This is a genomic window from Microbacterium sp. ZW3a (assembly GCF_057167165.1).
Genome location: NZ_CM169903.1, coordinates 925827 through 939899, shown reverse-complemented (window position 1 = coordinate 939899; position 14073 = coordinate 925827). Strand labels below are relative to the sequence as shown.

Below are 14073 nucleotides of genomic sequence, written 5' to 3'. Positions count from 1 at the left end.
TCAGTTCCCTTCCACACGCAGTACCGAGACCACGCGCTCAACGACGCCGCTCGCGGCGAGACGCTCGACGGTCTCGCTCAGGTCTTGCTCGCGGGCCTGGTGTGTTCCGATGACCAGACGCGCCGAACCGCCCGCGGCGGGGTCGTCGGCATCCGGTTCGATGACGGTCTGCTCGACGGTCGCGATCGACACGCGCCCCTCGCTGAGGATCCCGGCGACCGTGGCGAGCACGCCCGGCTGGTCGTCGACCTCGAGCGTGATCTGGTAGCGCGTGATGACGCGGCCGATCGGCACGGTCGGGAGGTTCGCGCGCGTGGACTCGCCCACGCCCACTCCCCCGGCGATGTGACGGCGCGCGGCCGAGACGACGTCGCCGAGCACCGCGGAGGCGGTCTGCACGCCGCCGGCACCGGCGCCGTAGAACATCAGGTCTCCGGCGGCCTCGGCCTGCACGAAGACGGCGTTGTTGGCTCCGTGCACGCTCGCGAGCGGGTGGGCGCGGTCGACCAGCGCCGGGTAGACCCGGACCGAGATCGACTCGGTCGCCTCTCCGTCGGTGGCGGGGAGGCGCTCGCACACGGCGAGGAGCTTGATGACGTAGCCCGCGTGACGCGCCGACTCGATCATCGCGGCGTCGATCTGCGTGATGCCCTCGCGGTGGACGGCATCCAGGGGCACGGTGGTGTGGAAAGCGAGGCTCGCCAGGATCGCGGCCTTCTGGGCGGCGTCGTAGCCCTCGACGTCGGCGGTGGGGTCGGCCTCGGCGTAGCCGAGCGCCTGAGCCTGGGCGAGCACGTCGCCGAAGTCGGCACCCTCGGTGTCCATGCGGTCGAGGATGTAGTTCGTCGTGCCGTTGACGATGCCCATGATGCGTACGACGCGGTCACCGGCGAGCGAGTCGCGCAGCGGCCGGATGATCGGGATCGCGCCGGCGGCGGCGGCCTCGTAGTAGACCTCGGCCCCCACCTGATCGGCGGCCTCGAAGATCTCGGACCCGTGCGTGGCCAGCAGCGCCTTGTTGGCGGTGACGACGTCGGCGCCCGAGGTGATCGCGTGCAGCACCTGCGTACGGGCCGGCTCGATGCCACCCATCAGCTCGATGACGATGTCGGAGCCGACGATGAGGGTCTCGGCATCGGTCGTGAACAGCTCGCGAGGCAGATCGGCGTCGCGCTTGCCGTCGAGGTTGCGGACGGCGATGCCGGCGAGTTCGAGGTTCGCTCCGGCACGGTCGGCCAGTTCAGCGCGGTGCTTGAGCAGCAGGTCGGCGACCTGCGAGCCGACGGCCCCGGCGCCCAGCAGCGCCACGCGCAGCGTGCGGTAGTCGGTCATTCGGTGTCTCCGTGGGGTGATGCGGCCGGGCCGCGGGAAGAGGACGAATCGGTGGATGCCACGACCCCGAGGTCGCGGGCGAGCAGATCGTCGACGGTCTCGCCGCGCACGATCACACGCGCCTCGCCCGCGCGGACGGCGACGACGGGCGGGCGGGGCGTGTAGTTGTAGTTGCTCGCGAGCGAGAAGCAGTAGGCGCCGGTCGCCGGAACGGCGAGCAGGTCGCCGGGGGTGACGTCGGCGGGGAGGTACTCGGCATCCACCACGATGTCGCCCGACTCGCAGTGACGCCCGACCACGCGCGAGAGCGTGGGAGCCGCGGGGCTGGTCCGCGAAACGAGCCGGGCCGAAAAGTCGGCGCCGTACAGGGCCGGGCGGGCGTTGTCGCTCATACCGCCGTCGACGCTGACGTACGTGCGCTCACGTTCGTCGTCGAGGGCGACGGTCTTGACGGTGCCGACCTCGTACAGGGTGACACCGGCCTGCCCCACGATGACCCTGCCGGGTTCGCAGGCGACGTCGGGCATCGGGATGCCGCGCACCGCGCACTCGTCGGCGATGGCGTCGAGGATGCCGTCGGCGATCTCCTCGATCGGGCGAGGGTCGTCGACCGAGGTGTAGGAGATGCCGAACCCGCCGCCGACGTTCAGGAGCGGGATGTCGCCCCCGGCGAGGAGGTCGGCGTGGAGATCGACCAGGCGCGCGGCGGACTCGCGGAATCCCGAGGAGTCGAAGATCTGCGAACCGATGTGGGCGTGGAGCCCCACGAACCGCAGACTCGGGAGTTCGCGGATCCGCGCGACGGCTCCGGAGGCGGCATCCAGCGAGAAGCCGAACTTCTGGTCTTCGTGGGCGGTGGCCAGGAACGCGTGCGTTTCGGCATGCACACCCGTGCGCACCCGCACGAGCACGGACTGCACCGCGCCCCGGCGCTCGGCGATCGCGGCGAGTCGTTCGATCTCGATCGGGCTGTCGACCACGACGGATCCGATCCCCACCTCGACCGCGCGTTCGAGTTCGCCGATGCTCTTGTTGTTGCCGTGGAATCCCAGGCGCGAGGGATCAGCCCCGCCGGCGAGCGCGACCTCGAGTTCACCGCGGGTGCACACGTCGACGGCGAGGCCTTCGGCGGTCACCCATCGCACGACCTCGGTGGAGAGGAACGCTTTGCCCGCGTAGTACACGCGGGCACGGACGCCGTGGCGCTCGGCGGCGGCGGTGAACGCGGAGAGAGCGCGGCGGGCGTGCGCGCGTACCTCGTCTTCGTCGAGAACGTAGAGGGGCGTACCGAAACGCTCACGGAGGTCGAACACCGACACTCCCCCGACTTCGACGGATCCGTCGTCGCGGCGGTGCGCCGACGACGGCCAGACGGAGGTCACGAGTTCGTTCGCGTCGGCGGGGGCGGTGAGCCACTCGGGCACGAGCGCGGAGTGCGAGGCGGACACGGAGGAACCAATCGGGGTTTGCAGCGACGCGACGGCCGCGGATCACGGCTCCTGCCTGCGCGGGGCGTCACGCGACAGGCAGTCCTTGCAGTCTAGGGCACGGCGTATGCCGCCCCCTTCCCCTGCCGTATCCACACCGCTCCAACCAGGTGAAGCACCGGGTGAACCACGTCCATTCGGACCCGGTGGCGCCGTCAGCGGGGGCCGCCCGGCGCGTCACAGGCTCTACGGTGAACCGGTGCCGTCGGCCTCCTCTCCCTCCGTGCTCGTCGTCGATGCGGTCGGCGCTGCCGTCGCCATCGATCTGACGGAGCTCGACGCTCCGGCCCGCGCCGCCGTACACCGCGCCTGGAGCGGCGCCGTGGCCGCGCCCGGCACCGCTCCCCGGCACACGGTGACACCTGCCGCGTCGACCGATCCCGACGCGATGCTCGCCCCGCTCTCCAGCGCCGTGACCCTGGGCGCGATCGAGGCCCGCCGCGGGGAGCTCTGGATGCTGCACGCCGCGGGACTCGCCGGGCCCGACGGCGGGGTGGTCGTTCTCGTCGGGCCGTCGGGCGCCGGCAAGACCACGGCGATCCACACCCTCGCGGCGTCGGCCGGCTACGTCTCCGACGAGACGGTCGGCATCGACGACCGCGGGGGGATCCTGGCCTACCGCAAGCCGCTGTCGATCCTCACCGACGGCCTCGACTACAAGGTGCAGCGTTCTCCCGACGAAGTACCTCTCGGGGCTCTCCCCGATCGAGGGCTGCGGCTGTCGCGCCTCATCCTCCTCGACCGCCGCCCCGACCACGGCACGGCCCGACTCGTCCCGGTGCCCACGGGCGAGGCGATCGCCGCGCTCGCCGCCCAGTCGAGCGGGCTCGCCGCCCTCCCCCGCCCCGTTCGGGCCATGGTCCGCTTGATCGAGCGCACCGGCGGTGTCCTGCGTGCCGAGTACACCGAGTCCCGAGACCTCGCGCCGCTCGTCGACGCCGTGCTCGCCGCGCCCGCGCAGCCCCCGCTCGACGACGAGGGGCAGCCGTTCCCCGCGGACGCCTCGTCCTCCCGCGCCCCGCGTGACGACGCGCCGGGTCCGCACTACGAGCGGACGGATGCCGTGGACTGGTGCGCTCTTCCCGACGGGCAGCTCGCCGTCCTCACCGCCCACGCCGACGGCAGCGGCACGTTGCGAATCCTCGCCGGCATCGCTCCGACCGTGTGGCGCGCGGCCGAGACCGCTCCTCGCGACGAGATCGTCGCCGCGGTCGAGGCTCGCTTCGCGTGCGACGACCCGGGGGATCTCACCGACCGCGTTCTCGCCGAACTCGTCGAGGCGGGGCTCCTCCGGATCACCGCGTGAGCGTCGATCTCAGCCGCACGAGCCGTTCTGCTGAAGCGCCGGGTCGCTGAGGAGTCCGCCGTCGACGTCGAACGTCGCCACGACGTCGTCTCCCTGCACGGTCACCGAGGTGAGCGTCAGGCCGGCGGGGAGCTGATCGGCGATACAGAGATTCCAGGTGCGGAGCAGGCCGGCGGCAACGCCGCCGAGCTGACCCCGCAGGGTGTCGGCATCGACGCGGTTACCGCCGAGTTCGAACGACGACGGGGTGAGCGTCAGATCACCGTCGGCGGCACCGGGGGCTACGGAGATCCCCACCGGGATACCGATCCCGAACACCGACACCTCGGTCGACAGCGTGAGGTCGGGGGCGGCGATGGCCACGGTCGCCGCGGGGAAGTCCGGGATCTGCGACAGCAGCGTGCGCAGCTGGTCGGGGTCGAGTCGCACGGAGGCCGCCCCACCCTCGGCGGGGGCGTCGGCGGAGATGGGCACGTCCTGCAGCTGCACGCGCACGTCGCCGGTGAGCGGGCCGAGGGCGACGTCGGGCGACGAGACGGTGACCTCACCGAGCCGACCGGCGATCACCTGCGGCACGACCAGGCCGGGCACCTCGACGTCGATCTGCTGGTCGGCGGGCAGGCCCACGTGCTTCACGATGAGAGACCGGACGGTGCTCGTGACGACCGACCGCGCGATCACCTCGGCGGCCACGAGAAGGCCGGCCACCACCACGACAGCGATCACCAGGATCGCAATCCACCGACGTGTCTTGCGGCGGGGGCGCTCGGCATCCGTCATGACTACATGCGCTCCGGGGCGGTCACGCCGAGCAGCGTCAGGCCGTTGCGGAGCACCTGTCCCGTGGCGTCGTTGAGCCACAGGCGGGTGCGGTGCACCGGCTCGACCGGAGCGTCGCCCAGCGGGATCACGCGGCAGTTGTCGTACCAGCGGTGGTAGAGCCCAGCGAGCTCTTCGAGGTAGCGCGCCACGCGGTGGGGCTCGCGAACATCGGCGGCATAGGCGACCACGCGCGGGTACTCCTGCAGCGCGCCGAGCAGCGCCGACTCGGTCTCGTGGTCGAGCATCTCGGGGGCGAACTCTGTCCGGTCGACGCCGGAGTCGGCGGCGTTGCGCGCGACGTTGTGCGTGCGCGCGTGGGCGTACTGCACGTAGAACACGGGGTTGTCGTTGGTGCGCTTCTGCAGGATCTCGGGGTCGAGCGTGAGGGGCGAGTCGGCGGGGTACCGCGCGAGGGAGTATCGCAGCGCGTCGGTGCCGAGCCACTCCTGCAGGTCGTCGAGCTCGATGATGTTGCCCGCGCGCTTGGACAGCCGCGCACCGTTGATCGACACCAGCTGGCCGATCAGCACCTCGATGTCATTCTCGGGGTCGTCGCCGGCCGCACCCGCGAGCGCCTTGAGGCGGTGCACGTAGCCGTGGTGGTCGGCGCCGAGGAGGTAGATCTTGTGCGCGAATCCGCGGTCGCCCTTGTTGAGGTAGTACGCGGCGTCGGCGGCGAAGTAGGTGTACTCCCCGTTCGAGCGGCGGATGACGCGGTCTTTATCGTCGCCGAAGTCGGTGGTGCGCACCCAGACGGCGCCCTCGTCATCGAAAACGTGCCCCTGCTCGCGAAGGCGGTCGACGGCCTCGTCGACGAGGCTCGGCTTTCCGTCGACGCGCGCGTGCAGGTCGCGCTCCGAGAACCACACGTCGAAGTGCACGTTGAAGCGCTCGAGCGAGGCCTGGATCTCGCCCAGCTGGAATCCGTAGGCGAGCTCGGTGGCGACGGCGATCTGCTCGTCGCGGTCGAGGCTGAGAATGTCGGGCCGCGCGGCCACGACGCGCTCGGCGAGAGCAGCGATGTACGCGCCGCCATAGCCGTCGTCGGGGGTCGGCTCCCCCTGGGCGGCGGCCACGACCGAGCGCCCGAAGCGCTCCATCTGCGCGCCGGCGTCGTTGATGTAGAACTCCCGCACGAGGGTGGCGCCGCTGGCCAGCAGCACGCGGGCGATCGCGTCACCCAGGGCCGCCCAGCGGGTGTGGCCGATGTGCAGGGGGCCGGTGGGGTTGGCGCTGACGAACTCGAGGTTGATCGTGTTACCGCGCTGGGAGTCGTTCGTGCCGAACGCGTCACCCTGCTCGACGATCGTCTTCGCGAGGGCACCCGCGGCCGCGGCGTCGAGGCGGATGTTGATGAAGCCGGGACCGGCGACCTCCACGTTCGCGATGCCCTCGACGCTCTGGAGTCCCGCGGCGATCTCGGCGGCGAACTCGCGCGGGTTCGCCCCGACGACCTTCGACAGCTTCAGCGCGGCGTTGGAGGCCCAGTCGCCGTGATCACGGTTCTTGGGGCGCTCGAGCGGCAGGTCGGCGGCGGTGAGTCCCGCGGCGGATCCCTCGCGTCGCGCCTCGGCGAGCGGGGCGATGACGGCGAGCAGGGCGGCGGAGAGGGCTGCGGGATCCATAACCCTCCAATTCTAGGCCGCGCGGGTACGCGGCCCGCGTCAGGCGATCTGTACCAGGGCTTCGTGGTCGTCGGGGGCGGCGGCATCCGGGGTCTGTTCCTCCAGAACCGCGTCGACGTACATGCGCTCGAGCCCCACGTACCCGCCGTGGTAGCTGAGGAACGCGCAGTCCGCGGCGTCGCGTCCGGTCGCGATGCGCACGAGGGAGCGCCGGTCGGCCAGACGGGTGGCGTCGATGACGTACCAGGCGCCGTCAAGGTAGGCCTCGGCAACCGCGTGGAAGTCCATCGGCTCGAGGCCCGGGGCGTAGCACGCGGCGTAGCGGGCCGGCATGTCCATCGCGCGCAGCAGCGCGATCACGACGTGGGCGTAGTCGCGGCAGACGCCCTGGCCGGTCATGAGGGTCGTCACGGCGCTATCGGTGCCGAGGCTCAGCCCGGGGGTGTAGGTGACGCTGGATGCCACGAACGTCGAGACCGCGGCGATGAGCTCGGCCCCGGCGAGTCCGCGGAACTGCCGGCGCGCCTGGGCGAACACCTCGTCGGACTGGCAGTAACGGCTGGGGCGGAGGTAGGTGATCGTCTCGAGGTCACTGGTGTGGAGGGTCGGCGACGATCCGGCCACGAGCGCCTCGTAGCGCACCGAGAGCGGCCCCTGCTCCCCCGTGAGGCGGTGCAGGCGACTCCCCGACTGGTCGACGATCTCGGTCGGGGTGTACACGCGATCGCCCTGGGAGAAGGTCAGCTGCTCGCTGGCGAGAGGGACGCCCTGAGCGGCGGTGATCTGGAAGATGAGGTCGACGGACGACCCCAGATCGAGGTCGAGTTCAGCGGTCACTCGGCGCGGCACCGGGCAATCCTCGCACGGCGGCGAGGGGGTTCGGTCCGCGCGGGTCATCCGTCTTTCTTGCCCGGCCCGCCGACACTGCCGGAGCGTCCGGGGGCGTCGTCACCCTTGCTCTTTTCTTCCTTGGTTTTGTCGTCCTTGTCCGGCCCCGGGTTGCCGGATCCCGGGGTGTCGGATCCCGATTTTCCGGGCCCCGTGTCGCCGGGATCCGCGGGGGCGGGCTGCTCGGGCTCGGGCTCCTCCGCGTCCTGCTCGTCGTCGGTGACCGTGCTCTGCGTCGGCTCCGGGGTGGACTCGGTCACCGGCGCCGTCGGTTCGGGGCTCGGAGCGAGAGACGTGAGATCGGCGCGCACGGTCGCGATCCGCGCCAGGATCGCCTCCGCCTCCGCCGCCGGGAGCGTTCCGTCGTCGCGTTGCGCCGTCACTTCGGCCTCGAGCTGATCGAGGGTCGCCAGCGCCGACGCGTAGTCGCCCCCGGAGGCCTGGGAGGCGAGGGTCTGCACGACGCCCTGCCACGCGGTGGGCTCGGCCGCCGGCGACGTGCATCCGGCGAGTGCGAGAGCCCCGGCGAGAGCGATCGAGAGGGAGAGGGACCGGCGGAGCCTCACGGTCCCACCTCCTTCCAGAGGTCGTCGACATGCTGGTCGAGGGGCTGCGGCAGGGTCGGGAGCACCGGGTCGGCGGCCGGCCCCGGTGTGCCCAGGGCCACCGCCGCGGTGATTCCGCCGAGCGCGAGCACGACGGCGACGACGGATGCCACGATCACCGTGCGTCGTTTCCCTCCCGGCCGCGCGGTGTCGGCGACCGGGGGCAGCACGCGGGTGCGCGTGAGCGCGTCCGGCATCGGCGCCGCCACGCCGCCGGGAACGGCAGACGGCGACACGGTCGGCAGGGACCGGAATTCGGACACGAGGCCGCCGGCATCCGGTCTCTCCGCCGGGTCCACCGCGGTCATGCGGGCGAGGAGGTCGCGCCACGGCTCGGGGAGATCGGCGGGCACCTCGGGGGGCGCGACCAGGCGTGCGGCGAGGGCCTCGTGCGGGGTGCGCGAGCCGAACGGCCGGCGACCCGTGATCGCCTCGAGCAGCACCAGCCCCAGGGAGTAGACGTCGCTGGCCGGCGCGGCCGGCATGCCCCGGGCCTGCTCCGGGCTGAGGTAGGCGGCCGTGCCGATGACCGTATCCGCGCGGGTGACCCGCGTGGCGCCGACGAGGGCGGCGATACCGAAGTCGGCGAGGGTCGCACGCGGCCGCTCCCCGGTATGGGCGGGCGGGCGCAGCAGGATGTTCGACGGTTTCACGTCACGGTGGACGATCCCGCGGGAGTGGATGACCGACAGCGCCTCGGCGATCTCGCCGCCGTACCGGGCGACGTCGGCCGCCGGCACCGGCCCACGCGCAATGAGGTCGGTCAGGGTCGGTCCGGCGATGAGTTCCATCGCGAGGTACGTCGGCGCTGAGGCCAGGCGCGCGTCGTACAGGGTGACGAGCGAGGGATGCGACAGCGAGGCCAGCAACCGGATCTCCGACCGCACCCGCGCGGCATCCGACGGATCCGCACCGTCACCCGTGATGACCTTGAGCGCGACGGTGCGGCCGAGTGACGTATCGACGGCCTCGTACACGCGCGCGTATCCGCCCTCGCCGAGCACCCGGCCGAGCCGGTACCGACCGTCGAAGAGGTCGACGGAGGCCGGTTCGTGGGGTTGGGTGGCGTCGATATCGGTCATGCAGGCCCTCGGGGTCGGGATACCCCGAACACGGGTCAGACGAGGTCGTCGTTCGAGGAGCGGGTGGTGGAGCGCGTGACGTTGGCTCCCCCGACTCCTTCGGTGCGGGTGACCGTGTCGGTCTGCCGGCGACGAGCGAGCAGCACGAGACCGATGAGGAAGACGACCGCACCCGCTCCCATCATGATGTAGCCGATGACGGTGAGGTCGACGTAGTCGTTGGGCAGGTCGACGGCGAACGCGAGGATGGCGCCGATGACGATGAGCGCGATTCCGGCTCCGATACTCATGACAGTCCTTTCCGAAGGTCAGCTCAGGATGTCATTCGCCTGCGAAACCGGTCGGAGGTCTTGACAACGCGGCCTCGGGGCGCATCGCGATCAGCTCCTCGAACGAGCGGTGCCACGGATCAGCGCGGCGATCGGTTGAGCGAGATCGGGCATACCGATGGGCACCCTCACCCGCCTGACGGCTGGCTACGCCGTGTATTTACTGTGCCCCCGACAGGAATCGAACCTGCGACCTTTGGTACCGGAAACCAACGCTCTATCCCCTGAGCTACGGAGGCGGACCGGTCAAGGTTAGCACCGCGACGGGCCCCCACCCGACGGGGCCGGGCGGGCCGGGGCGGTGCCCCGCCCGCCCGTCGCCGGGGTCACTCGTCGCCGATGACGCCGATGCCCGTGGCCTCGTGGTCAGCGTTCGGGTCGTCGGTCGACGGAGCCTGGAACTGCTCGTCGGGGTCTTTCGTCTGGCTGGGGGCGGTCGTCTCGTCGTCGGCGAGGTTCTCGTCGTCGGCGGGCGTGGAGTTCGGGGCGTCGCTCATGGTGAATCCCTTCGTTGCGGCGGACCGCCAGCCTTTCAGGCCCGGATGTGCCGCGGCAGAGGCTTGACCAGAGGGATGCCGGGGCTCAGGGCCGAGCGCGCCGGAGGCGCGCGGTCCACGGCAGGGTCAGCACGAGCACACGGCCGAGCGCCTCCACCCGGATCTTGTCGCCCGTCACCTCGGACGCGCCGCGGACGTGGGCGGCACCGGCGGCCAGATACGTGCGCAGCAGCATCGCGGCCTCGTCGCGCGTCGAGGTGGCATCCACCAGACGCGTGCGATGCCCGGACTCCACGCGGAGCGAGAACCAGCGCGTGCCCGGTGTCGACACGATCGCCCACCGCTCTCCGGAGGACAGCCGCACGGAGGCCTCTCCGTCGCGGAGTCCTGTCACGGGCGACAGATCGGCGTAGGCGTCGACCATCCCCTCGATCTCGGCGAGCGCTTCGGCAGCGGTGACGAAGTCGGACCGCCCGGAGCTCAGTCCACCCCACTCGAACCGCCGCTCCCCCGTCACGGCATCCCTCGTTGGTCGGCGGCGTTCAGCATGACGCGAGCGTAATCGGTCCGCGGCCCGGCCGTGTCTGCACAGGGGCGTTGCGCCCGACGATCCGCGCGAGATCCCTGAACGAACGCTGAGCGAGGCCCTACGATGAGCGACATGTTGACGTCCTCGCCGAACACCATCTTCGATCAGACCTCGTTCTTCGCTCTGAACACGTCCAATTCGCTTCTCGCGTTCGCGTTCTACGTGCTGATGGTCATCGCCCTCTGGCGCATCTTCAGCAAGGCGGGATACCCCGGGTGGCTCGCCATCATCCCCATCGTCAATGCGATCTACCTCGTGAAGGTCGCCGGCTTCTCGGGGTGGATGACGCTGCTCTACCTCATCCCGATCGTCAACATCGTGTTCCACATCATCGTCGCGATCCGCGTCGGCCGGGCGTTCGGGCACGGGTGGTTCTTCTCGCTGGCGCTGCTCGTGATCTTCTGGATCATCGGCTACCTGATCGTCGGATTCAGCGACGACGCTTACCGCCGCGAGCGCATCTGACGCTCCCTCTCAACGCCCCGCCGCGCCCTCGATGCGCCGGGGCGTCGGGCGTGGACAGGGTCATCCCGCGTGTGCGCCGGCACCGGGATGCAAGGACGACAACCGCACCGAGCCGTCGAGGATCGCGCGGAGCGCTCGAGGGCTCACTTCTACCTCGGCAGCCAGCCGCTCCACGCTGGCCCCCGCGGACAGCGCTCCCCGAAGGGCCGACTCCGCGGCTCCCGAGGTCGCGTCGACGCGGTCGAACGGACTGGCCACGAAGGCCGCGAGCAGGTCGTGAGCCTGGCGGATCGCCGCGCGCTGACGCTCGATCGCGAACGTGGCATCCGGAATCTCCGCCGTGGTCATGCGGACGCCGTCGCCTGCTGCCGTTCGCGAGCGCTGGCGCGCAACCCCGCCGCGAGACGCGCCGCGCGCGCAACGGTGAGCCCCGGCGCGTAGCACCGGAGGAGGGCGAGCCCCACCGCCGGCAAGTGGGCGGGATCGGGATACACCATCCACAGGGGTGAGAACTCGGGCTGGAACTTCTTCTTGAAGTGGGCCAGTGACCGGAAGCCGTAGGCCGGTTCGAGCAGCGCGCTCAGCTGTTCGAGGAAGCGCCCCACGGCGTCCCGCTCGGCGTCACCGGCGCCGCGGTGGAATGCCAGCGGAGAGCCCGACAGGCTCATCACGGTGAGACCGTCGGCGCGGAGCCGCTCGACGACGGCACCGATGACGAACTCCATCACCCCGTTCATGGCGTCGGTGCGGCGACGCATGATGTCGAGCGCGTAGCCCTGCAGCCGCCCGGCGCCGTACACCGGGATCCAGCTCGTGACCGCATTGATGCGGCCGTCGGCTTCGCGAGCGAGCATGAGGCGCACAGCCGGGTCGATGGCCTGGTCGACGCCACCGAGGGTGAATTCCATCTCGGGGATCGTCTTGTCGGCGACCCACGCCTCAGAGATCTCGCGGATCTGCGCACGGTCGCGGAACGACAGCGCAGACCAGGTGGTCCACTGCGCCCGGACGCCCTCGCGCTGCGCGCGATGTGTGGCGGTGCGCACGTCTTGGCGCTTCTTGCCCGTCGGCATCCACGTGGCCGGGTCGAGCCGCGCCTCTTCCGCGACCTGCGTCCGACTCCACCCGAGCGGCTCCAATGCCGCCCGCTCGTCGTCGTCGACGCTGTAGAACACCGGCGTCCATCCCCGCTCCCCGCAGAAGTCGACGAAGGCGCGCGCCACCTCGGGCAGCGCCCGATCGCGACCGATGGGACCACCGAGGGTGACCGCGATGCGTCCCTGGACTCGGTAGGCGATCGCGGCGTCGAGGCCGGGGGCGAACCAGTAGGCGTTACCGGCCCACGTGGTCATGAACGACAACGCCCCGCCCCCGCCGCGTTCGAGCACGCCGCGCGCACGGAGGCGATCGCCGAACCGGGCGACCGAGCCGGGGCTGAGCACGAATCGCACCGAGGCGAGCACACAGATGGCCCAGAAGACCGTCGACGGCGCGTACCACACCACCTGCGCCCACCCGCTCGTGGGAACGAAGGTGACCGATTCGGCCGGAAGGAGCGAGGGCGGGAGAAGTCGCAGCGGGAGAGTGCGCAGGATCGCCGCGAATCCCGGCTCGGGGGTGAATTGCTCGGACAGCGCGAGAGTACCCACGAGCGCCGACGCCAGAGCGCCGAACGCGGCGAAACCGACGGTCCCGAGGAAGAGTGCGCGAGCTCCGGGTGCCGATCCCACCCGCGCCGCCCGGCGGAAGACGAACAGCACCACGGCCACCCCGAGCGGCACGATCGCACCGACCGCTGCTCCCACCAGGTTGTGCCACACGTACGTCTCGACATCGGCATCGCGCGTGGTCGCGAGCAGAGCGAGCGTCTCGGGCTCGGTCACGAAGAACGCCGCGGCCATGCCCGCGAACACCAGAAGGTTCACCGCGATGGCGACGCCCAGCGCTCCCCGCCGACCGCGGAGAATGCCCCAGGATGCCACGAGCAGAACGGCCAGCGGCAAGACGGCGATCCAGCCGGCAGAGGTCTGCAGCTCGGCGTACGACCAGCCTCCGGGCGGGCACGGGACGACCGGGGAGCCGACCGCGCAGACGCGCCCGTCGACCACGGCGAGCGGGTCGAAGGAGAGCCAACCATAGACGGACAGGAGGCCGGCGCCGCTCCCCCACAGGGTCGCGATGACCGGGCCCACCGCCGTCACCGCGGTAAGGGCGGCGAGGAGGATGCGCTTCTCGTGGTGCGAGCTGCGCTGGACGCGCAGCGTGGCACGCTGCCCGCCTACGAGGGCGCCGACGGCGACGCCGATCGGCAGGGCGAGGAGCGTGTAGAGGTCGCTCGCCGAGGCCGAGTAGAGGAACAGCGTCACCGCGAGCACCCCGCTCGCCCAGCGCACTCGGCGGCGCCACAGGGCGCCAACGAAGCAACTCGCCGTCATCGCCACGACCAACAGGGCGGCGATCGGCGGCGCTCCGGTGAACGGCTCCGAGTTCAGCGGCACCCGGGAGAGGAAGACCGCCTCCACCGCACCGATCACGAGCCCCACGACCGAGGTCGCGACACCCCCGCCGACGAAGGCGAGGAGAGTGCGCCGCGGGCCCATCACGCGCTCGGCGCACGCGCCGACCACCAGCACCGCGCTCAGCACGACCGGGAGGAGTGGCGGGGCGTCGACCGTGAACAGGCCGAGCATGATCTCCCTCAGGTCGAACGGACCGTCACCGACGAACGCCCCGGTGCGCCACTGCACAACGCTGACAATGCCGATCATCGCGGCCAGCGCGATCGAGACCGGCGGCAGACGGAACAGCGCCCCTCCGCGCGGGCGTGCGGGATCGACGGGGGGAACCGCTGAGGAGGATGCTGCGGAGGGTGCCGCCTCCGTCGCGCGCGGGGCGGCCGACGCGGACGCGGCCGGGAGAACGGTGGTCGGCGGCATGAGTCTCCGATCGGGGTGCGCGTCGCCGATCGCGGTACGAGAGGCAACACCTCATCGTTGCGTCCACGCCCCGCCGGTGGCATCCACCTTCGGGTGTATTCTCCCCCGCC

Annotated in this window: 14 protein-coding genes and 1 tRNA gene; 2 read left to right on the top strand and 13 right to left on the bottom strand. The window is 71.3% G+C overall.

The genetic code is table 11. The features are described 5' to 3' along the window. Both ACU6WY_RS04370 and lysA read right to left on the bottom strand, forming a co-directional pair. The gene (locus tag ACU6WY_RS04370; RefSeq protein ID WP_483821240.1) at positions 1-1332 is read right to left on the bottom strand and encodes a homoserine dehydrogenase; all 1332 of its coding nucleotides are present in this window, start codon (positions 1330-1332) and stop codon (positions 1-3) included. Beyond that, the gene (gene lysA, locus ACU6WY_RS04365; RefSeq protein ID WP_483821239.1) at positions 1329-2780 is read right to left on the bottom strand and encodes a diaminopimelate decarboxylase; all 1452 of its coding nucleotides are present in this window, start codon (positions 2778-2780) and stop codon (positions 1329-1331) included. Before lysA ends, ACU6WY_RS04370 begins: the two co-directional genes overlap by 4 nt. 238 nt (positions 2781-3018) lie before the next feature. Between lysA and ACU6WY_RS04360 the strand changes: the two genes are divergently transcribed. After that, on the top strand, positions 3019-4125 hold the full coding sequence (locus ACU6WY_RS04360) for a hypothetical protein (RefSeq protein WP_483821238.1): 1107 nt from the start codon (positions 3019-3021) through the stop codon (positions 4123-4125). Positions 4126-4134: 9 nt separating this feature from the next. Here the strand turns inward: ACU6WY_RS04360 and ACU6WY_RS04355 are convergent, their stop codons facing one another. From ACU6WY_RS04355 to ACU6WY_RS04315, 9 genes are all read right to left on the bottom strand, one after another. Next, complete coding sequence (locus tag ACU6WY_RS04355) at positions 4135-4905, bottom strand: LmeA family phospholipid-binding protein (protein ID WP_483821237.1); 771 nt, start codon at positions 4903-4905, stop codon at positions 4135-4137. Between the two features lie 2 nt (positions 4906-4907). Beyond that, positions 4908-6572, bottom strand: coding sequence for an arginine--tRNA ligase (locus tag ACU6WY_RS04350; protein ID WP_483821236.1), 1665 nt, complete (start codon positions 6570-6572; stop codon positions 4908-4910). Positions 6573-6611: 39 nt separating this feature from the next. Next, positions 6612-7421: a transglutaminase-like domain-containing protein gene (locus ACU6WY_RS04345; RefSeq protein WP_483821235.1), complete on the bottom strand. Its 810-nt coding sequence runs from the start codon at positions 7419-7421 to the stop codon at positions 6612-6614. Positions 7422-7465: 44 nt separating this feature from the next. Next, complete coding sequence (locus ACU6WY_RS04340) at positions 7466-8026, bottom strand: hypothetical protein (RefSeq protein ID WP_483821234.1); 561 nt, start codon at positions 8024-8026, stop codon at positions 7466-7468. Continuing rightward, a complete protein-coding gene (locus ACU6WY_RS04335; RefSeq protein WP_483821233.1) occupies positions 8023-9147 on the bottom strand; it encodes a serine/threonine-protein kinase in 1125 nt (374 codons plus the stop codon). The genes ACU6WY_RS04340 and ACU6WY_RS04335 overlap by 4 nt, the downstream gene beginning before the upstream one ends. 35 nt (positions 9148-9182) lie before the next feature. Further along, entirely contained in the window at positions 9183-9437 is a 255-nt protein-coding gene (locus ACU6WY_RS04330; RefSeq protein ID WP_483821232.1) for a DUF6458 family protein, read from the bottom strand. A 205-nt stretch (positions 9438-9642) separates the two neighbouring features. Then, positions 9643-9715: transfer RNA gene (locus ACU6WY_RS04325), tRNA-Arg, on the bottom strand. Between the two features lie 87 nt (positions 9716-9802). Further along, positions 9803-9973, bottom strand: coding sequence for a hypothetical protein (locus ACU6WY_RS04320; RefSeq protein WP_483821231.1), 171 nt, complete (start codon positions 9971-9973; stop codon positions 9803-9805). 85 nt (positions 9974-10058) lie between these two features. Beyond that, positions 10059-10490 (bottom strand): hypothetical protein, encoded by a 432-nt coding sequence (locus ACU6WY_RS04315; protein ID WP_483821230.1) that lies wholly within the window; start codon positions 10488-10490, stop codon positions 10059-10061. A gap of 135 nt (positions 10491-10625) precedes the next feature. Between ACU6WY_RS04315 and ACU6WY_RS04310 the strand changes: the two genes are divergently transcribed. Continuing rightward, positions 10626-11027 (top strand): DUF5684 domain-containing protein, encoded by a 402-nt coding sequence (locus ACU6WY_RS04310; protein WP_483821229.1) that lies wholly within the window; start codon positions 10626-10628, stop codon positions 11025-11027. A gap of 60 nt (positions 11028-11087) precedes the next feature. Here the strand turns inward: ACU6WY_RS04310 and ACU6WY_RS04305 are convergent, their stop codons facing one another. Both ACU6WY_RS04305 and ACU6WY_RS04300 read right to left on the bottom strand, forming a co-directional pair. Next, positions 11088-11375: a hypothetical protein gene (locus tag ACU6WY_RS04305; RefSeq protein WP_483821228.1), complete on the bottom strand. Its 288-nt coding sequence runs from the start codon at positions 11373-11375 to the stop codon at positions 11088-11090. Next, a complete protein-coding gene (locus ACU6WY_RS04300; RefSeq protein WP_483821227.1) occupies positions 11372-13963 on the bottom strand; it encodes a bifunctional lysylphosphatidylglycerol flippase/synthetase MprF in 2592 nt (863 codons plus the stop codon). The genes ACU6WY_RS04305 and ACU6WY_RS04300 overlap by 4 nt, the downstream gene beginning before the upstream one ends. Positions 13964-14073 lie beyond the last annotated feature (110 nt).

Excerpts from the sequence above, each read along its gene's own strand:
- ACU6WY_RS04330 (WP_483821232.1), bottom strand. The coding sequence starts at position 9,437 with ATGAGTATCGGAGCCGGAATCGCGCTCATCGTCATCGGCGCCATCCTC.
- ACU6WY_RS04350 (WP_483821236.1), bottom strand. The coding sequence starts at position 6,572 with ATGGATCCCGCAGCCCTCTCCGCCGCCCTGCTCGCCGTCATCGCCCCG.
- ACU6WY_RS04300 (WP_483821227.1), bottom strand. The coding sequence starts at position 13,963 with ATGCCGCCGACCACCGTTCTCCCGGCCGCGTCCGCGTCGGCCGCCCCG.
- ACU6WY_RS04320 (WP_483821231.1), bottom strand. The coding sequence starts at position 9,973 with ATGAGCGACGCCCCGAACTCCACGCCCGCCGACGACGAGAACCTCGCC.
- ACU6WY_RS04370 (WP_483821240.1), bottom strand. The coding sequence starts at position 1,332 with ATGACCGACTACCGCACGCTGCGCGTGGCGCTGCTGGGCGCCGGGGCC.
- ACU6WY_RS04335 (WP_483821233.1), bottom strand. The coding sequence starts at position 9,147 with ATGACCGATATCGACGCCACCCAACCCCACGAACCGGCCTCCGTCGAC.
- ACU6WY_RS04310 (WP_483821229.1), top strand. The coding sequence starts at position 10,626 with ATGAGCGACATGTTGACGTCCTCGCCGAACACCATCTTCGATCAGACC.
- ACU6WY_RS04305 (WP_483821228.1), bottom strand. The coding sequence starts at position 11,375 with ATGACCACGGCGGAGATTCCGGATGCCACGTTCGCGATCGAGCGTCAG.
- ACU6WY_RS04355 (WP_483821237.1), bottom strand. The coding sequence starts at position 4,905 with ATGACGGATGCCGAGCGCCCCCGCCGCAAGACACGTCGGTGGATTGCG.